At 60.0% G+C, this 17,788-nt stretch carries 14 protein-coding genes; 6 read left to right on the forward strand and 8 right to left on the reverse strand.

Going from position 1 to position 17,788, the window contains the following annotated elements; all coding sequences use genetic code 11:
* Positions 1–118 precede the first annotated feature (118 nt).
* Positions 119–1,444 carry a UDP-glucose dehydrogenase family protein gene (locus AA105894_RS08935; RefSeq protein ID WP_267311418.1) on the reverse strand — a complete coding sequence of 442 codons (1,326 nt, stop codon included), beginning with the start codon at positions 1,442–1,444 and terminating at the stop codon, positions 119–121.
* 136 nt (positions 1,445–1,580) lie between these two features.
* A complete protein-coding gene (locus AA105894_RS08940; protein WP_267311419.1) occupies positions 1,581–2,078 on the reverse strand; it encodes a hypothetical protein in 498 nt (165 codons plus the stop codon).
* Between the two features lie 476 nt (positions 2,079–2,554).
* Here AA105894_RS08940 and AA105894_RS08945 point away from each other — a divergent pair, with 476 nt between their 5' ends.
* Positions 2,555–3,853 carry a multidrug effflux MFS transporter gene (locus AA105894_RS08945; protein ID WP_267311420.1) on the forward strand — a complete coding sequence of 433 codons (1,299 nt, stop codon included), beginning with the start codon at positions 2,555–2,557 and terminating at the stop codon, positions 3,851–3,853.
* A gap of 275 nt (positions 3,854–4,128) precedes the next feature.
* Here the strand turns inward: AA105894_RS08945 and aroE are convergent, their stop codons facing one another.
* From aroE to AA105894_RS08960, 3 genes are all read right to left on the reverse strand, one after another.
* Complete coding sequence (gene aroE, locus AA105894_RS08950; RefSeq protein WP_267311421.1) at positions 4,129–4,986, reverse strand: shikimate dehydrogenase; 858 nt, start codon at positions 4,984–4,986, stop codon at positions 4,129–4,131.
* A 205-nt stretch (positions 4,987–5,191) separates the two neighbouring features.
* Positions 5,192–6,199: a LacI family DNA-binding transcriptional regulator gene (locus tag AA105894_RS08955; RefSeq protein WP_267311422.1), complete on the reverse strand. Its 1,008-nt coding sequence runs from the start codon at positions 6,197–6,199 to the stop codon at positions 5,192–5,194.
* A gap of 58 nt (positions 6,200–6,257) precedes the next feature.
* Positions 6,258–6,791 carry a cupin domain-containing protein gene (locus tag AA105894_RS08960; RefSeq protein ID WP_188425712.1) on the reverse strand — a complete coding sequence of 178 codons (534 nt, stop codon included), beginning with the start codon at positions 6,789–6,791 and terminating at the stop codon, positions 6,258–6,260.
* Between the two features lie 86 nt (positions 6,792–6,877).
* Here AA105894_RS08960 and AA105894_RS08965 point away from each other — a divergent pair, with 86 nt between their 5' ends.
* Positions 6,878–7,699, forward strand: coding sequence for an alpha/beta hydrolase (locus tag AA105894_RS08965; RefSeq protein ID WP_267311423.1), 822 nt, complete (start codon positions 6,878–6,880; stop codon positions 7,697–7,699).
* A 40-nt stretch (positions 7,700–7,739) separates the two neighbouring features.
* Here the strand turns inward: AA105894_RS08965 and xylB are convergent, their stop codons facing one another.
* Positions 7,740–9,194: a xylulokinase gene (xylB, locus tag AA105894_RS08970; protein WP_267311474.1), complete on the reverse strand. Its 1,455-nt coding sequence runs from the start codon at positions 9,192–9,194 to the stop codon at positions 7,740–7,742.
* Between the two features lie 328 nt (positions 9,195–9,522).
* On the opposite strand from xylB, the gene odhB reads away from it, so the two are divergent.
* The gene (odhB, locus tag AA105894_RS08975) at positions 9,523–10,815 is read left to right on the forward strand and encodes a 2-oxoglutarate dehydrogenase complex dihydrolipoyllysine-residue succinyltransferase (RefSeq protein WP_267311424.1); all 1,293 of its coding nucleotides are present in this window, start codon (positions 9,523–9,525) and stop codon (positions 10,813–10,815) included.
* Between the two features lie 16 nt (positions 10,816–10,831).
* Positions 10,832–12,229, forward strand: a complete 1,398-nt coding sequence (gene lpdA, locus AA105894_RS08980; RefSeq protein ID WP_267311425.1) for a dihydrolipoyl dehydrogenase — start codon at positions 10,832–10,834, stop codon at positions 12,227–12,229.
* An 83-nt stretch (positions 12,230–12,312) separates the two neighbouring features.
* Here the strand turns inward: lpdA and ampC are convergent, their stop codons facing one another.
* Together ampC and AA105894_RS08990 are read right to left on the reverse strand one after the other, a co-directional pair.
* On the reverse strand, positions 12,313–13,476 hold the full coding sequence (gene ampC / locus AA105894_RS08985; RefSeq protein ID WP_267311426.1) for a class C beta-lactamase: 1,164 nt from the start codon (positions 13,474–13,476) through the stop codon (positions 12,313–12,315).
* A 110-nt stretch (positions 13,477–13,586) separates the two neighbouring features.
* Positions 13,587–16,490 (reverse strand): 2-oxoglutarate dehydrogenase E1 component, encoded by a 2,904-nt coding sequence (locus AA105894_RS08990; protein ID WP_267311427.1) that lies wholly within the window; start codon positions 16,488–16,490, stop codon positions 13,587–13,589.
* A gap of 273 nt (positions 16,491–16,763) precedes the next feature.
* Here AA105894_RS08990 and AA105894_RS08995 point away from each other — a divergent pair, with 273 nt between their 5' ends.
* Together AA105894_RS08995 and AA105894_RS09000 are read left to right on the forward strand one after the other, a co-directional pair.
* Complete coding sequence (locus AA105894_RS08995) at positions 16,764–17,075, forward strand: hypothetical protein (RefSeq protein WP_267311428.1); 312 nt, start codon at positions 16,764–16,766, stop codon at positions 17,073–17,075.
* A 45-nt stretch (positions 17,076–17,120) separates the two neighbouring features.
* Positions 17,121–17,759, forward strand: coding sequence for a 2OG-Fe(II) oxygenase family protein (locus AA105894_RS09000; protein ID WP_188425718.1), 639 nt, complete (start codon positions 17,121–17,123; stop codon positions 17,757–17,759).
* The last annotated feature ends 29 nt before the right edge of the window (positions 17,760–17,788 follow it).

Consider the following 17,788-nt stretch of genomic DNA (forward strand, 5'->3'; position numbering starts at 1 on the left):
CGCGTTTGCCCCGGTTTCGCGTCAGGGCCTTTGGCTGCCGCGCTGAGCACTGCCCTGAACGCCGTATGTACAATGTTCAGGCCAGTCGTTACCGACGTGCGAGCTGTTGCGTGTCAGCTCAGGGGCGACCGATCGAGCGATACGTGAAGCCCGCAGCCCTCAGGGTCGTCGGGTCCCAGATATTGCGGAAATCGGCAATCACGGCACCACGCATGGCGGCTTTCAGCTTGGCCGGGGCAATGGCGCGGAACTCGTTCCATTCCGTCAGCACGACCAGCGCGTCGGCGCCGGTAGCGGCTTCCTGCGCCGAGTTGGCGTAGATCACGCTCTCGGGCAGGAGCGGGCGGGCGGGCTTCATGCCTTCAGGGTCGAAAGCCTGAATGGTGGCCCCTTCCTCGATCAGGCGCTGGATCAGAGGGAGTGACGATGCCTCGCGCATGTCATCAGTGTCGGGTTTGAACGTCAGCCCCAGAATGGCAATGGTCTTGCCTTTGACCGTGCCTTCGCACAGGGCGATCACGCGTTCGGCCATGGCAGCCTTGCGGGCTTCGTTGATCGCAACCGTTGCCTCGACCAGAAGCGAGGGGGTGCCTGCATCGCGGGCGATGGCTGTCAGGGCGCGTGTATCCTTGGGGAAGCATGAGCCGCCATAACCAGGCCCGGCATGGAGAAACTTGCGCCCGATGCGCTGATCGAGCCCCATGCCTCGCGCGACATCATGAATATTGCCGCCCACTTTCTCGCACAGATCGGCCATTTCATTGATGAAGGTGACCTTCATGGCGAGAAAGGCATTGGCTGCATATTTGGTGAGTTCTGCAGTCTCCAGCCCGGTCATGACGATGGGCGTCTCGATAAGATAGAGCGGGCGATAAAGCTGGTGCATCAGGGCGCGGGCATTGGCGCCGCCATCGGTGGCTGTATCGTCGATTCCGATGATCACGCGATCGGGCCGCATGAAATCGCCGATGGCATTTCCCTCGCGCAGGAATTCCGGGTTGGAGGCCACGCTGAAGGACAGGTCAGGACGCTCTTCACGCAGGATGCGGGCCACTTCGCGCCCGGTGCCGACAGGCACGGTCGATTTGGTGACCACCAACAGACCCTTGCGGGCATGGCGGGCAATCTGCCGTGTTGCTTCGTACACATAGGTCAGATCGGCATGGCCATCGCCACGGCGCGTCGGCGTGCCGACCGCGATGAATACGGCATCGACGGTGTCGATGGCGCTGTCGAGCGCATCGGTAAAGCTCAGGCGACCAGCCGCAACATTGGCCGAGACGATCTTGTCGAGACCGGGTTCATAGATGGGAATGGCACCAGCCCTGAGTGCGGCCAGCTTGTCCTGATCCGCTTCGACAATCACGACCTCGGTGCCGAATTCCGCAAAGCAGGCGCCGGAAACCAGTCCGACATAACCGCCGCCAATCATCGCTATGCGCATGTGATCTCTTATCCTGTGCGAACTCTCTTTGTGCAGGGCGTAGCCCAAACCGGGCACGGGATAAAGCGTGCGGGAGCGAAAGCGGATAGCGGTCTGTCAGGTTTACGGCGCGGATTCAGGGCCTGCCCCTGGCTGCTCAGGGGAAATGCGAGATATCGAACATGAGGAAATCATAGCCGGTGTGCCGGTCGATCATCAGACTGACGAGGCCTGATGGTGCGTCGGGTGAGGGTAGGAACTCGAAGCTCTTGATCCTCCTGGCTCCGGAGATGATGAGCGGAATGCGCCGCATGGTCGGATCGTGGGGCCTGATGGAGACGATTTCGTGGTCGGTCTCTCGATCGAGGCAGATATCGGCTGTTGTCGAGATGTCGTGGCAACGCCTGTTCTCACCATGATCGTCGTATGCAGGGTCAAACGGTCTGCCGGTTCCTTTGAGGGCCAATCCCTGCGGAGTGAGTTCAAAGAGCTGGCGGTCACGCGTCATGAAAAGGCCCGCATTGAACCAGATGATATCGGGAATGCAGGTGTTGAAATCGAGATGAAATACAGGGTGTAGTGCCGCCGCCTTGAGCGTGCTTTGCTGGCCCGGATACTCGTTGGTTTTTTCACTGGTCAGTCGGGTGCCTGACATAACCTCCTGAGGATTGACGCAGTCTGGCAAAGGACTGGCCTGTATCCTGGCCGGAATTATGAAAATTGTGGTTATTATTGAAAAAATACATGATAATTCTATTTTGTAATTTATTTTCATCTCTTGTGATTATTTTACAAAACCATAATAAATCATATTGTATTTTTATATTTTTCTGCGTTGTGGTGCGATCAATTTCGAGCTGGCCATCCGTAGTGCCTCTCTACCTACCTGTGTTCCTGTGCGGCAGCGTTCTCTGATGCGCACGACAGACGGTGATGAGGCACGACGTGCCTGGCCGTGAGACGAGGCTGCCACACAAACCCGTTACAGCCGGGGCGCAAGCAAGGTCAGTGCAAAAACGCCGGTTGCCTTTCGGGCAGGGGAGGAGGAGAAGGGATTTCTATGTCTGACAGACACGACTCCCCCTGAGAAACCGGGCCTTGCCCTCTTTCGGGTGACGACCGGCGCGTACCATGCGCGTTCGGCATGTTTTCGTGTCTCGACGGCCAAGACTGATTGGACCCGGTTTTCCCGTGCTGACCTCATCGCCTCATCCCGCCATACGCTTTTCAACCGGGCAGATCATTCTGCTCGGGCTCGTCAGTACGATCGGTCCGATCTCGACCGATATGTATCTGCCAGCCTTCCCCCAGCTCGAGCGCGATCTGGGCCAGGGGCCCGGCTCGGCACAGCTCACACTTGCTGCGTGGTTCATCGGGCTTGCCATCGGGCAGTTCTGCCTGGGGCCGCTTTCCGACCGCTTCGGGCGACACAAGCCCATGGTGGCCGGGCTTGCCATCTATGTTCTGGCAACCATCGCTCTGGCGACGACTGGCTCCTACTGGTCATTCTGCCTGTTGCGTCTGGTTGCAGCGCTTGGTGGCGCCATTACCAGCGTGATTCCCCGTGCCATCGTGCGCGACGTCGCCACGGGACATGAAGCGGTAAAGCTCATGTCGCAACTGACCCTCGTTTTTGGTGTGGGTCCCATTCTGGCGCCAACACTGGGCAGTATCTTTCTGGCCTTTGGGAGCTGGCGCCTGATTTTCTGGGCCGGAGCTGTCGCGGCCGCGTTGCTTGCGGTGTTGTGGCTGGTGGTCATGCCAGAGACCCTGCCGGAAGAGCGACGTTATGCCCTACCGCCCATCGAAATTCTGCGTCGCTATCTCAGTCTGGTGCGTGAGCCGGTCTTCATGTCTTCGGCCACGCTGTCGAGCTTCAGCACTTTCGTGATGTTCGCCTATCTCTCCAACGCGCCGCTTCTGTTCGAGCATCTGCTGGGCTTCACGCCACGGGCCTTTGCCATCTTTTTCGGCATCAATGCGGGTGGATTCATTCTGGCGACACAGATCAATGGGCGTCTGTCGCATCGCTTCAAGTTTACTTCGGTCATGCAGGGCGGGCTCGCGGCCTGCCTTGTTTCGGGGCTGGTCCTGCTGGCAGTCAGTGCGAGCCATGTCGTGGGGCAGAATGACCCCTGGCCGCTCTGCGCCCTGATCATCACCACCACCTTTACGCTCGGTTTCATCGGCCCCAATGCCAATGTTCTGGCATTGACGCATCATGGCCATCAGGCGGGGGCAGCTTCTGCCCTGCTTGGCACAATGGCATTCGCTATTGGCGGGTCGAGCGGTATTCTGATGGCGGCCCTTCCGCCCGGGAAACTGAGTTCGACCGCCTTCGGTATGCTGGCGGGTATTCTGGGTATGGTTCTGTGCAATTTCTGGCGTCGTGCGGCGGAAAAACGCCAGATGTCCCAGCGCGATCTGTGAACACGCGTTACCTGCGGAGCTGATTGGCTGCGTCGGGCAGTGACCTTGTTTCGGGTGTTGAGCCACCCCGATGCGTGAAGAGAAACGCCACCTGAGGGCAGGGTTCCTATGCCTTGCGTTTAGCGCCCATGCCATGAAGCAGCGCTGGGAACGTGGGGTGAGGGCGCCCGGAAAAGCCGTATCGCCCACCTGCTGTTTCTGAAGCATTATGGTCACCGATGAGAGGGGTAAAAAATACCGCTCCCTCACGGCACTGGTCTGCTTCCGAAAAAGGCTTAGTCCTGCACGCCGAAGATATCGGCCAGCGTTTTTTCCATGACCTCAGGGTCGAGTTTGGCGCCTACGACCAGTTCGGCACCAATTATTCCCTGATTGACCAGCATGCCGAGACCGTCGAGCGTCTTGCAGCCCTGCTTTCTGGCCTCGCGTAGAAATCTGGTCATGGGCGGGTTGGGAATGACATCGGCCACGATGGTCGCATGACCTAACGAACCGGTATCGACGGGGGGCAGCGCATCAGCATCGCCCAGGCCGATCGAGGTCGCGTTGATAAGCACATCGATACCTTCAGGGATGCTTAGCCCCTCAGGCCAGCCCTGAGCCTCGGCCTGGCATTCGGTATGTTTCGCCAGAAGCTCGGCAATGGCCTGCGCCTTCTCGATGCTGCGATTGGCAATGGTGATATGGCGCGCACCGGCAAGAGCCAGTTCGACGGCGATGGCGCGCGCGGCCCCACCGGCCCCGAGGAGGAAAATGGTTTTTCCTTTCGGGTCGGCCAGCTTGCGCAGCGACGCAAGAAAGCCTTTCCCGTCTGTGTTGTTGCCGGTCAGCTTGCCATCGCGGATCTGCACGCAATTGACGGCACCGATGATTTTGGCCGACTCCGCAAGCCCGTCGAGATGGTCGATGACGGCAATCTTGTGCGGGATGGAGCAGTTGAACCCGGCCCATTCCATGGCCTTCGCCCCGGCAATCGCTGCGGCGAGATTATCGGGCTTCACATCGCAATTGATATAACGGGCATCGATGCCAGCCTTGGCATAGCCTGCCTCCATCATGGCGACTGTCGGATTTTTGGCACAGGGCGTTGAGAAAGAGCCGGTCAGGATGGAGCGGAAGGAGCGGTCTGTCATGCGGGGCCTCCTGGGCAGAGCGGGGCAAGGTCAGAATATTGCATAGCTATGCAATAAAACGGGCAGAGGAGCAATGGTTGCGTCAGGCAATCAGGAGGGCAGACTGAAAAGCCCCTTCAGGCGCCCGCATATCGGGCCTGCAAGGCGCTGTATTCACGCATCACGGCATGTTGCTGCGGTGAGGTCGGCGCGCATGTCCCGCCAGTCAGACGGGTTTTTCCGTGCTGCGCCGAAGCACCAGAGTCGCGTCGATGACGCAGGTTTCGGAAAGGCGCTCCTCCGGGTTTGCCAGAGACCGGGTCAGGATATCGAGAGCCGCAGCCACCAAGGCATCGGGACGCTGGTCGAAACTGCTCAGCTGATAGCCGTGCCAGGCCGATTGCGGGATATTGTCATAGCCGATCACCATGATGTCCTCGGGACAGGAAAAACCTGTGCGATCGCGCAAGGCGTCGAGTGCGCCACATCCCATCAGATCATTGCTGCAGAACAATCCGTCAGGTCGATGGCCGTCGGCGAGCGCTGTCGTGATCGCATCGAACCCGCTCTGATAGCTGTCATCGCCGCCCAGCATCGTCACTTCCATGCCGAATTCAGCGCAGCCTTCAAGAAAACCCGCTTTTCTTGCCTGAGAGGCCGCATTGCGGTCGGGGCCGCCCAGCCAGAAGGGTTGTCTGACCTGTTTTTCGGCCATCATGTGCGCCACGCGGCGCCCGGATTCCCTGTTATTCGAGCGCACTGACGAGACGCCCGGTCCTGTCAGGGGGGAGTTGAACGCAATGACAGGTATGGCAAGCGCCGAGAGAGCGGCAGCCGTTTTTTCCGACCCTATGGCGAGTGCCGTGACAAGGGCATCCACGCGATACCCGGCCAGTTGGTCAATAGCGGCGTCGAGGGTGACGGTGTCGATGACCTGCACCAGCAGAACCTGAAACCCGGCGTCGCGAATACCCGACGAAAGCTGTTCAAGAGCCGAGCCGTAAAGCGGATTGCGCAACCCGCCCACGATAATGCCGATCATACCCGAGCGCCCCGTCAGCATAATCGAAGGGATGCGGTTGGGGCGGTAATTCAGCGTTTCCGCTGCCCGGAACACCCGTTCCTTGGTGGCGGGCGCAATGCTGGCCGTTGAGGAAAAAGCCCTCGAAACGGCTGATTGCGAAACGCCTGCAAGGCGGGCAACATCGATGGAAGTGACTATACGCTTGGTCATGGCGTCATGATGCCACGAATGATCATGGTCAGGCGATCACAGCCTTGCGGTCGGGCGTTCAGTGATAGCGGCAGGGCTTGTTGATTTCCGGCGGGTTGGCCGACTGGATGACAAGCAGTGTCACCTCGTCATCGCCGACATTCCCGGCATCGTGGCCCTTCTTGCCCTTGTATGGGCCATCGGCCATGGGGTGCACATCCTGATCCTCACCAAAGAGGATATCGCCCGGCCCCATTTCGACGCGTGTGCCATCCATGGCGCGCACCCACCAGCGCCCCTTGAGCGGAATGATCCATTGCGGCTTCGGGTCAGGGTGCCACGCGCCATTCCAGTGCCTGGGCTGGACTGTCATCATGAGCGTCGCTGTCTGGGGCGCCATAGGATTCTGCCATTGCGGCCCGGCTGGCGGCGACATGCTCTTGAGAAAGAAATTCGAGACCGGACAGCGCGCTATATGGCTCACACCGTTCTCGTCGGTCCAGAGATGCTGATAGCTGCGCAGCGGTTTTTCCGGTGGTTTTTCAGCAGCTTGCGTCAGCGCGGCTGCCGCAAGAAAGGCGAGCAGAAGCGGGAGAGGCCATAAATATTTCATTGATCTGACTCTCGACAATCGGGTTTCGGAAGGTCACATCCTTTTGACTACGCCTCTGCCCGAAAATCGTTCCGAGAGCTTCAGTCTTGATCAGATATTCCGCGATCTTCCTTGCCTGCCTTGTCGCCGTCTATCTGCTCGTGGCGGGGTTTCTGTATATCCGGCAGGATAGTCTGGTCTTTCCGGCTGACTCAGCCTCTCTCGACGATCCCGCAGCGCTCATTCCCGGTGCGCGTATGGTGACGTTGCACAGTTCTGACGGGCTGGACCTCAAGGCGTATTATCGGCCGCCTGCTGCCGGCGCCCCGATCCTGCTTTATCTGCATGGCAATGCCGGATCGATCACGTCACGCGCGCGCCGCTTCGCGCTTCTGGCGCAGGGAGAGACTGGATTACTGGCGGTCGAATATCGTGGCTATGGGGGCAATCCGGGTGCACCGAGTGAAGCGGGTCTCGTGCTTGACGCTGCGGCTGGCATGAGTTTTCTGCGCAATCAGGGCATCGCACCAAATCAGATTATTCTCTACGGCGAGTCACTTGGCACGAATGTCGCGCTGCGTACCGCGCTCGACTACCCGGCAGCGGGACTCGTGCTCGATGCTCCCTATACCAGCATCGCCGATGTGGCCTCGTCGCGTTACCCCTATATGCCAGTCCACATGCTGCTGAAAAACCAGTTCGACACGCTTAATCGGATTGCGGGTCTGAAAATGCCGCTTCTGGTCATGCGCACGCTACGCGATGGCACAGTGCCGCCAGCGCAGAGTCTCGCCGTTTTCAATGCGGCGCCAGAGCCGAAACAGATATGGACGACGCAACAGGGGTCGCATTCAACCCTGATCGAAAATGGCGGTCTGGCTGTCGTGCAGCGCTTCGTGCAGAAAATCTGCCCGACCGAACCGCACTGAGTAGGCTCGTTGAGGGGAGATGCAGCGGTCTCTCCCCGGCTTACGGAATGGATTTCAGCGCCGGGTAAAGCGCCCGATAGCGTGCATAGGCCTGACGATAGGGGCCGCTCAGGCGGTCAGCCGGAGCAATGGAGGCCACACGCTCGGGCGGCAGGCACACAGTGCTGACGTCTTCGCCAGTAACGGCGATGCGCGCCAGACGGGCTGCACCGAAGGCTCCCCCCTGCTCGCCATTGGCGAGGCGATGAAGGGTGACACCCAGCACGCTGGCAAGAATAGCCGTCCAGAGCGGGCTGCGTGAGCCGCCGCCGATCACATCGGCCTCGGTAATGACCGTACCGGACTCGGCGAGGCCTTCGAGCGCATCGCGAAAGGAAAATGCAACGCCTTCCAGTACGGCCTGGGTCATTTCGGCGCGTGTCGTGTCCTGAGTGAGGCCGACGAATCCGCCTCGCACCGAGCCGTCATTATGGGGTGTGCGCTCCCCCGAGAGATAGGGCGCAAACAGAACGGGTGAGGGGGCCTCAGGGGCTTCGGGCAATTCGGCAAGCAGGGCTTTCTCATCCATGCCCGTTACGCGCGACCACCAGGCAAGAGAAGCCGCGGCAGACAAGGTCACACCCATCTGGTGCCATTGATTGGGTACGGCATGACAAAAGGAGTGAATGGCGTGATTGCCGCCGGGGTGAAAGGAATCGGTGGTGACCCAGACAACACCCGAAGTGCCCAGAGACAGAAACGCATCGCCCGTGTGAATGGCACCGAGTCCCACAGCGCCAGCTGCATTATCGCCAGCGCCCCCGGCAAAGACGGGGGCTTCTTTCATACCCCAGCGCGTGGTGAGTTCGGCATTCAATCTGCCAGCCGCGTCAGTGCCCTCGCAAAGCGCCGGCATGGCGGCAAGGCGCAGATTGGAAGCTTCGAGCGCCGCGTCAGACCAGAGCCTGCGACCGGTATCGAGCCAGAGCGAGCCAGACGCATCCGACATGTCGTCAATCAGCGCGCCTGTCAGGCGAAAGCGCAGCCATGCCTTGGGAAGCACGACATGCGTAACCTTGGCAAAGACTTCAGGCTCGTGTCTGGCAACCCACAGCACCTTGGGTGCGGTAAAACCGGGCATGGCGATATTGCCGGTGATCTGGCGGCAGAGCGGAAAGCGATGCTCGAAAAGCGAGCATTCCGTTTCTGCCCGCGTGTCGTTCCAGAGCAGGCAGGGGCGTAGTACGGCGCCGTTTTCACCTAGCAGAACAGCGCCATGCTGCTGGCCCGACAGACCAATGCCCCGCACAGCAGCGAGCGCTTCGGGGTGGCTGTCGCGCAGGGCATCCAGAGCCCGCAGGGTCGCTTCATACCAGTCATTCGGGTTTTGCTCGCTCCAGCCCGGATGCGGGCGGCTGACGCTCAGCTTTTCGGTGTGAGCGGCGATGACCTGCTGGTTCTGATCGACCAGAACCGCCTTGATACCCGAAGTGCCGAGATCGATACCGAGATACATGGGGGCAGGTCTTTCATGATTGTGGCGTGCGGGATCGCCCGGCAGAACAAAAGAAGCGCTTTCGCAAAGGGGCAGAGGCAGGCCCAGCATATGAGGCGCTGTCCGGTCAGATGAAAGACCCCGTCATCAGGCGATGTCGCGTCACAATCGGGTGAAATATCGGGCCGCCCGGCAGGAGATCCCGGGCAAACCCTGACAAATCATCCCCATGATCCCCATTCTCTGGGTTTGGCGCGCGTGGTGCGTGGAGTAGGCACGCGGACTGTTCCTGTCTATGGTCGTTCGAGATGCTGCGCGACAGAAGTCCTAACGGGCAAAGGGAGAGATGATGTCGGTCGAGATTAGGGTGCCGGTTCTCGGTGAAAGTGTCACCTCGGCAACGATAACCCGATGGCTCAAGCAACCCGGGCAGGCGGTAGCCGCCGACGAACCTGTCGTCGAGCTGGAAACCGACAAGATCAGCGTTGAAGTGCCTGCGCCACAGGCTGGTGTTCTGGGCAATGATCTGATGGCCTCCGGCGCGGAAGTGGCCGTTGGCAGCATTCTTGGCACGCTCGACCCCAATGGAAAGGCCAGTGCGCCCTCAGCGGGTGCGCAGGCTCAGGCTGCGCAGCCGCCAGCCAAGGCAGTTCCTGCTGCCGCCCCGCAGGCGCCTCAGCCTGCGCGTGATCCGATGCCCGCAGCCGCGAGACTGATGGCCGAAGAGCAGATCGCACCGGGAAGCATTGCCGAAGGAACCGGGCTGGATGGACGCGTCACCAAGGGCGACGTGATTGCCCGTATGGAGCAGCCCCGCCCGGCGGAGCCGGTGCAGCCCCAGGCTTCTGCTCCCGCCGCCGCCTCTGCGGCACCGGCTCCCGCAGCGCCGTCTCCGGCGGTTGCGAATGCGCTGGCCGCGCTGCTTGGCAAGAACGAGCAGGATAGTCGCGAGCAGCGCGTGCCCATGACGCGCCTGCGCCAGACGATCGCCAGACGCCTGAAAGATGCGCAGAACACGGCTGCCATCCTGACCACGTTCAACGAAGTCGATATGAGCGCGGCCAAGGCCCTGCGCGCCGAGTATCGTGAGGTGTTCGAGAAGAAGCACGGCGTGAAGCTGGGCTTCATGTCGATTTTTGCACGCGCCTGCATCAAGGCGCTGCAGGAATTTCCGGCCATCAACTCGACGATCGACGGGGATGACATCATCTATCGTCGCTTCGTCAATCTCGGCATCGCGGTCGGGAGCGAACGCGGTCTGGTGGTGCCGGTGCTGCACGATGCCGACCAGATGAGCTTTGCCGAGCTGGAACGTCATATCAATGATTACGGCTCGCGCGCCCGTGCAGGTACGCTCAAGCTTGACGAGCTGTCGCGTGGCACGTTCTCGATCACCAATGGTGGCGTGTTTGGATCGCTGCTGTCGACGCCGATCCTCAACCCGCCGCAATCGGCCATTCTGGGCATGCATGCCATTCAGGACCGCCCGGTTGCGGTCGATGGTCAGGTCGTGATCCGCCCGATGATGTATGTCGCGCTGTCCTATGATCATCGCATGGTCGATGGGCGCGAGGCGGTGAGCTTCCTCGTGCGCGTCAAGCAATATGTGGAAGATCCCCGTCGCCTGCTTCTTGATGTCTGAACGGAAAGAGACCGCCATGTCGGAGAGTTTTGAATTCGATCTGGCCGTCATCGGCGCTGGCCCTGGCGGTTATGTCTGTGCGCTCAAGGCAGCGCAGCGCGGTCTGAAGGTGCTGTGTGTCGACCGGCGTGAAACCCCCGGCGGCACCTGCCTCAATGTGGGCTGCATCCCCTCGAAGGCATTGCTGCACAGTTCTGAGCGCCTGCACGAGGCTGAGACAGAATTTACCGCCCTTGGCATCGACGGTGTGACGCCCACGCTCAATCTGGGACAGATGATGGCACGCAAGGAGCGCGTCGTCGGCGATACGGTCAAGGGGATCGGGTTTCTCTTTCGCAAGAACAATGTGACCTTCAAGGTCGGCGAAGCGACGCTGACCGGCCCGAACAGCCTGTCGATCAGTGGCGAGACCGTGACCGCCAAATCGATTGTCATCGCTACGGGCAGTGCCCCCACGGCCCTGCCGGGCGTTGCCTTTGACGAAAAGCGCGTTGTCTCGTCCACCGGGGCCCTGTCGCTTGAGTCGGTGCCCAAACGTCTTGCCGTGATTGGCGCCGGTGTCATCGGTCTCGAACTGGGCAGCGTCTGGAAGCGTCTGGGCAGTGAGGTGACGATCATCGAATATGGTGACCACATTGCCCCCGGTTTTGATCGCGGTCTCGGTCGTCAGTTCCAGCGTGCTCTCGAAAAGCTCGGCCTCAAATTCCGTCTTTCCACTCGGGTGACTAAGGTTGCTACCGAGGGCAGTGCGCTCGATCTGACCTTGCAGAAAGTGGGGCAGGAAGCGACCGAGGCGCTTGAAGCCGATGTCGTGCTCGTCTCTATCGGTCGCAAACCCTATACGCAGGGGCTCGATCTGGGGGCGGTGGGTATCGACACCGATGAGGTCGGACGAATTCCTGTCGATGCCCATTTCCGCACCTCATGCCCCAGCATCTATGCCATTGGTGACGTGATTGCCGGGCCGATGCTGGCGCATAAGGCAGAGGAAGAAGGAATCGCTCTGGCCGAACATCTCGCGGGGCGCGTGGGTCATGTGCCTTATGATGCCATTCCCTCGGTCATCTATACCCAGCCCGAATTTGCCATGGTTGGCCGCACGGAAGAGCAGCTCAAGCAGGATGGTGTTGCCTACAAGACTGGCAGCTTTCCTTTCATGGCCAGCGCGCGCGCACGCGCTATTGCGGCCACTGATGGTGGCGTAAAAGTGCTGACCGACGCCAAGACCGACCGTATTCTGGGTGTGCATATTCTGGGCGCCTGTGCGGGCGAACTGATTGCCGAGGCCACATTGGCCATGACGTTCAAGGCCAGTGCAGAAGACGTGGCCCTGGCCTGCCACGCCCATCCGACGCTCTCTGAAGCCCTCAAGGAAGCAGCCTTGGGTGCCTACGACAAGCCGCTTCATCTCTGAGGGCGGCAAGACCTGCCCCATCTGTCACGGGGCAGGTTGAAGACGATCTCCCGGCAATGCCTGATGTCTCGGCCGACCGGGTTTCACTCTACCTTCGTCGGGGCCATGAGGGCGTTCAGAAGCCTGTAGGTCGCGTCGACGCGGGCGTCATTCGGGGTATTCCTGTTGGCCAGCATGACAATCCCGATTTTCTGACTCGGGATCATCGCGACATAGCCGCCAAAACCGTCAGTTGAGCCGGTCTTGTTGAAAATAACATCCTGATCGTCAGGCTGATACGGTCCGACGGCCGTGACCGGATGCGGTTTCATGATAAAATTATAGCCATTGCCGAGCAGCATCGGCTGCAGAGGCGTCGGCCAGGGATAATGCTCCCAGATCATGTCCTGGGTGAAGAATTCGGTTTTGTAGCGCCCCTGCTGCGTCATCTTTACAGCGCGCTGCAAGTCGTCCGGGGGATGGCCGAGACCAAGTTCGATATCCAGCATTTTCAGCATGTCGCCGGGTGTCGATTTGACGCCATAAGCCTCGGCTGCAAGCATACCAGGATGAACCCGTTCGGGGGCATCGGTCTTTTTGTCATAGCCGTAGGCGTAGTTCTTCATCTCACTGGCCGGCACCTCGATCCAGCTATGTCTGAGCCCAAAAGCGGGGAAGAGGATTGTCTGAACGGCTGTTGTATAGGTCATTCCCAGTGACTGGGCGGAGATGTAGCCCAGCAGGCCGATGCTGATATTCGAATAACTTCGCGCGCCGGGTTGCGGTGGATGCCATGCGGTGAGCCACTTTGTCAGTTCTTTGACATCGGTGATCGTGTCCGGCACCTGCAGGGGAAGGCCCCCGGAATGGTGGGTCGCCAGATCAAGAAGCGTGAGATCATGACCGATACGGCAATGATCGTCGCACAGGTGATGCGCAACCGTATCACTCAGGCGCATCTTGCCGCGTTCGACAGCAAGAGCGGCGAGGGTGACGTTGAAGATCTTGCTCATCGAGCCCAGCTCGAACAGCGTATCAGGCGTGACAGGGCGATGATCTGCCCGCGAGGCGAGCCCTACCGCGTAAAAATGATGAACGCCATTCTGGGTCACACCGACCACAAGACCTGGCACGTCATAGCGGCTGACCAGCGGCGCAAAGGCAGCCTTGATCTTGTTCTCAACATCATCAGCCCGTGCTGGCGCCGTAAGGGCCAAACCACAACCGACCAATAGCGACCACAGGAAAGAGTGCCTGCGCTGAACCATGAGTTTCTCCCGTTTTCGGATGGTCTCATGATGCAGGTTTATGATGGCGGAAAAACGTCTGGTCTGCGGGCGTATGGGGCGGGGCTTTACGACGCCCCGCCGGAATAATCTCAGCCCAGAGCTTCCTGAACGAGCGCTGCCTGTTCTGCCATGTGTTCGCTGGCAAGGCCTGTTGCGGGCGAGGCCGAAGCCTTGCGTCCGACATAGATCGGCCGTGGCTGGGCATGAGAGCAACGCTCGGCCGAGTTCTCGATGCGACGATCGACAAAGGCCCAGGCGCCGCCATTCTGCGACTCTTCCTGGCACCAGATGATCTTGGCATTCGGATAGCGGGCGAGTTGCTGTGACAGCACGTCGCGCGGGAAGGGGTAGAGCTGTTCGAGGCGCAGGATGGCCACGTCTTTGCGATCCATCTCGCGTCTTGCTGCACGCAGGTCGTAATAGACCTTGCCCGAGCAGAGAACGACACGCTTGATTTCCGCATCCGGCAGCAGGGCATCGGTCTCAGGGAGAATGGTGCGGAAACGCGTTTCCGGCCCGAAATCGACCAGATCCGACACGGCCTCCTTGTGACGCAGAAGCGATTTCGGCGTCATGATGATCAGCGGCTTACGGCACTCACGCGCGATCTGGCGGCGCAGGGCATGGAAGTAGTTTGCAGGCGTGGTGATGTTGCACACGCGCAGATTGTTCTCGGCGCAGAGCTGCAGATAGCGCTCAAGCCGCGCCGAGGAATGCTCGGGGCCCTGACCCTCATAGCCATGGGGCAGAAGCATCACGAGGCCGGAGGTGCGCAGCCACTTGGTTTCCCCCGATGCGATGAACTGATCGATGATGACCTGTGCGCCATTGGCGAAATCGCCGAATTGCGCTTCCCACAGAACAAGGGAGTTCGGGGCGGCAAGGGTGTAGCCATATTCGAAACCCAGCACGCCGAATTCGGAAAGCAGGGAGTTATAGACCTCGATCTTCGCCTGACCGTCAGCGATATTATTGAGCGGCACATAGTCGCTCTGGTTGAGCTGATCGACCAGAACAGCGTGGCGCTGGCTGAATGTGCCACGCTGGCAATCCTCGCCCGACAGACGCACCGGATGATGCTGAAGCAGCAGGGAACCGAAAGCGAGGGCTTCACCAAGAGCCCAGTCGATTCCTGAGCTGGTCTCGATTGCCTGACCGCGTGCCTGAATGACACGACGCAGGCGCGGATGAAGGGCAAAATCTTCAGGAATGCGGGTCAGGGCTGCACCGACGCGCTGCAGACCTGAAATGCTGATCCCGGTGACAGGCTGCTCGCGCAGGGGCTCATCGGAAAGTCGCGACGGGTCCTGATTGCATTCCAGCCAGTCTTCGCGGCTGGGTTCATAGGATTTGGCCGCTTCGAACTGGTTCTGCAAATGGTCCTGAAAGGACTGGAACTGGTCGTCTGCCGTCTCGGCATCGATGATCTTTTCGCGGGCCAGACGCTTGGCATAAAGTGCGCGCGTGGTCGGGCGGGCCGCAATGGCCTTGTACATCGTGGGCTGCGTGAAGGCAGGTTCGTCAGCTTCGTTATGACCGTGACGGCGATAGCAGACCAGATCGAGCACCACATCGGCAGCAAATTCGCGACGGTAATCCGCGGCCAGGCGCGCGCAATAGGCGGCGGCTTCGGGTTCGTCGCCATTCACATGCAGAATGGGGGCATGAACGGCCTTGGCAATATCGGTGCAGTAGAAGCCCGAATGCGCATGGGCCGAGATGGTGGTGAAGCCGATCTGGTTGTTGGTCACCACGTGAATGGTGCCCCCCGTGCGATAGCCGATGAGCTGCGACATCGCCATGGTTTCGTAGACGATGCCCTGACCCGCAAAGGCAGCATCGCCATGGATCAGCAGGCCGAGATGACGGTAGCGGTTTTCGAGCCCGACACAGCCTTCGGAATCCTGGATGGCGCGCACCCGCCCGACCACGACCGGGTCGACCGCTTCGAGATGCGAGGGGTTCGGCAGAAGGGTGACGCGGACCTTCTCATTCGAGACATGAAGCGTGGCTGCCGTGCCGAGATGATACTTGACGTCGCCCGAACCTTGCACATCGGTCGGCTTGAAAGACGCGCCTGCAAATTCGGAGAAAATGGCCGCAAACGGCTTCTGCACCACATTGGCCATGACGTTCAGACGGCCGCGATGGGCCATGCCGACCGAAACGCTGCGCGTGCCGTGGCGCACCGACTGCTCAATGATGGCGTGAAGCGCCGGAATGGTGACTTCACTGCCCTCGAGGCCAAAGCGCTTGGTACCGGTGAAGCGCTTCTGGCAGAAGCTCTCGAAACCCTCGGCTTCGGTCAGCTGGTTCAGGATGATCTTCTTCTCTGCAGAAGAGAAGGTGCGGCGCCAGTCATCGCCTTCAAGGCGATGCTGCAGCCACAGACGCTGCGCCGCGTCCTGAATATGCATGTATTCCACGCCGATCGGGCCGCAATAGGTCTGACGCAGGGCAGCCAGCAGCTCGTTGATCGTCGCGCTGGCCCGTTCGGGCAGAAGCGAGCTGACCATCTGCCCGAGATAGATCGGGCGGTCACGGTCATTGGGACCAAAGCCATAAGTCGCCGGGTCTAGTTCGGTATAGGACTTGGGTACCTGAAGCCCGAGCGGGTCGAGGCGTGATTCAAGATGACCGCGCACGCGATAGGCGCGCACCAGCTGGATGGCGCGAACGCTGTCATCGACGCTCGAAAGCAGATCGGTCGCCGAGAACTCGGTGTTCGGTTTAGGGGCCATCTGACCCTGCGAACGGGAGTCGAGCAGGGATGCATGCTCACCCCAGGCAGGACGATCGGCGCCCGGATGGACGGCTGGCTTTTCCGTGGCCCCCGTCAGGGCAGCGAGGCTCTCGGCGTCGAGTGCCTTGAACAGGTCGGCGAAGGACGGATCGACGCTTCTCGGATCTGCGCTCCACTTTGCATGAAGGTCGGCCAGATAGACTGTGTTGGCCCCGTTCAACGCGCTTGGTAATGAACCGATCTCACCCATGCTCGCAGCCCTCCCCGGCTGTTTTTCGCAGATCTGCATAGCGTCTCAAAATGGCACTCCCATGGCGCAAAAAACCATGGAACTCTTGCCCAACAGCAACAAGCATAAAACTTTTCCGAACGAAATCAGTTCACAATCGCACGTTCTGAAGATGGGACCAGAAAGAGTCGAAACTTTCAATGACAGATCCCGTCTATAGACTCCGCACCAGAGTGCGCTGAGGGTCTAACTGATCATCGCGTGTTCCGATATTGCAGTTTGGAGGGGTCTGTCATGCGTCGCATGCCCATACTGGCGGCAGTCACGTTTTCGCTACTGGTCACGGCATCCGGCGTAGCCCTGGCAGGCGCGGAGCATCCTGTCGAGCAATCGGGGCGCCGTCTGGATTTTGACAGCCGGGCAGCACTGAGATGCTCGACGTCGCCCCATCTCGTGCGCACAGCCTATGTGCCGGGGCAGGACCATCAGGATAAGATGGTTTCCCTGCGTGCCTGCTTCACCGATACCGACCGCATCGGGGCTGGCTACACCCAGTTCGTGCGTAACAGTGCCGTGCGTCATCCGCATCATCGCATGAAGGGCTAAGAAGCGTCTTGTCTGCGGGCGGCGGCAGGAATAGGCTCGCCTTCCATGTCACAGATTGCTCTTCAATACGAAGCCCTTGAACGGACCCCGATCAGCGAGGCACCGTTCAGACATGTGGTCGTCCCCAACTTCGTACGCGAAGAGGACCTCCAGACACTCATCAATCTGATGCCGGAGATGCGCTCTGGCGGGTCCTTCCCGCCCGAGGGGCTCAAGCTGCATCCGACAGTCAAGGCTCTGACAAAGGAGCTGCAGGGCCCGCGCCTCAAGAAGATCGTGGCCGAGAAATTCGGTCTCGATATCGAAAGCGCCCCGAGCATGCTGACCCTGCGTGGTCGCACGCGTGAGAAGGATGGGCGCATCCATCGTGACTCAGAGGCCAAGCTGGTCACGATCCTGCTGTATCTGAACCCGGAAAGCGCTGCCTGGTCGGCTCAGGAAGGGTGCCTGCGTCTGCTCAACGGGCCGGACAACCTTGAGGATTACGATGTCGAGGTGAAGCCTGCCCATGGCACGCTGCTGATCTTCCCCAATGGTCCCAAAACCTGGCATGGACACAGGCAATATGTTGGCCCGCGTTACACTATTCAGCTGAATTACATGGCCACAAATAACAAGGCACGCTATGAACTGCGCCGTCATCGCCTGTCAGCGCTGTTCAAGCGTCTGTCTTTCGCGCGGTGACCGTCGAATTCTGACTGAGGTAATGTGAT

It is taken from the genome of Asaia spathodeae NBRC 105894, from assembly GCF_025994195.1.
GTDB classification, from domain to species: Bacteria; Pseudomonadota; Alphaproteobacteria; order Acetobacterales; family Acetobacteraceae; genus Asaia; species Asaia siamensis.

Bases quoted from the DNA above. Each gene is read 5' to 3' on its own strand.
- AA105894_RS08935 (WP_267311418.1), bottom strand. From the start codon at position 1,444: ATGCGCATAGCGATGATTGGCGGCGGTTATGTCGGACTGGTTTCCGGC.
- xylB (WP_267311474.1), bottom strand. From the start codon at position 9,194: ATGTATCTCGGTATCGATCTCGGCACTTCGGGTATCAAGGCGGTTCTG.
- AA105894_RS08955 (WP_267311422.1), bottom strand. From the start codon at position 6,199: ATGACCAAGCGTATAGTCACTTCCATCGATGTTGCCCGCCTTGCAGGC.
- AA105894_RS09000 (WP_188425718.1), top strand. From the start codon at position 17,121: ATGTCACAGATTGCTCTTCAATACGAAGCCCTTGAACGGACCCCGATC.
- aroE (WP_267311421.1), bottom strand. From the start codon at position 4,986: ATGACAGACCGCTCCTTCCGCTCCATCCTGACCGGCTCTTTCTCAACG.
- AA105894_RS08990 (WP_267311427.1), bottom strand. From the start codon at position 16,490: ATGGGTGAGATCGGTTCATTACCAAGCGCGTTGAACGGGGCCAACACA.
- lpdA (WP_267311425.1), top strand. From the start codon at position 10,832: ATGTCGGAGAGTTTTGAATTCGATCTGGCCGTCATCGGCGCTGGCCCT.
- odhB (WP_267311424.1), top strand. From the start codon at position 9,523: ATGTCGGTCGAGATTAGGGTGCCGGTTCTCGGTGAAAGTGTCACCTCG.
- ampC (WP_267311426.1), bottom strand. From the start codon at position 13,476: ATGGTTCAGCGCAGGCACTCTTTCCTGTGGTCGCTATTGGTCGGTTGT.
- AA105894_RS08940 (WP_267311419.1), bottom strand. From the start codon at position 2,078: ATGTCAGGCACCCGACTGACCAGTGAAAAAACCAACGAGTATCCGGGC.
- AA105894_RS08960 (WP_188425712.1), bottom strand. From the start codon at position 6,791: ATGAAATATTTATGGCCTCTCCCGCTTCTGCTCGCCTTTCTTGCGGCA.
- AA105894_RS08945 (WP_267311420.1), top strand. From the start codon at position 2,555: ATGCGCGTTCGGCATGTTTTCGTGTCTCGACGGCCAAGACTGATTGGA.
- AA105894_RS08995 (WP_267311428.1), top strand. From the start codon at position 16,764: ATGCGTCGCATGCCCATACTGGCGGCAGTCACGTTTTCGCTACTGGTC.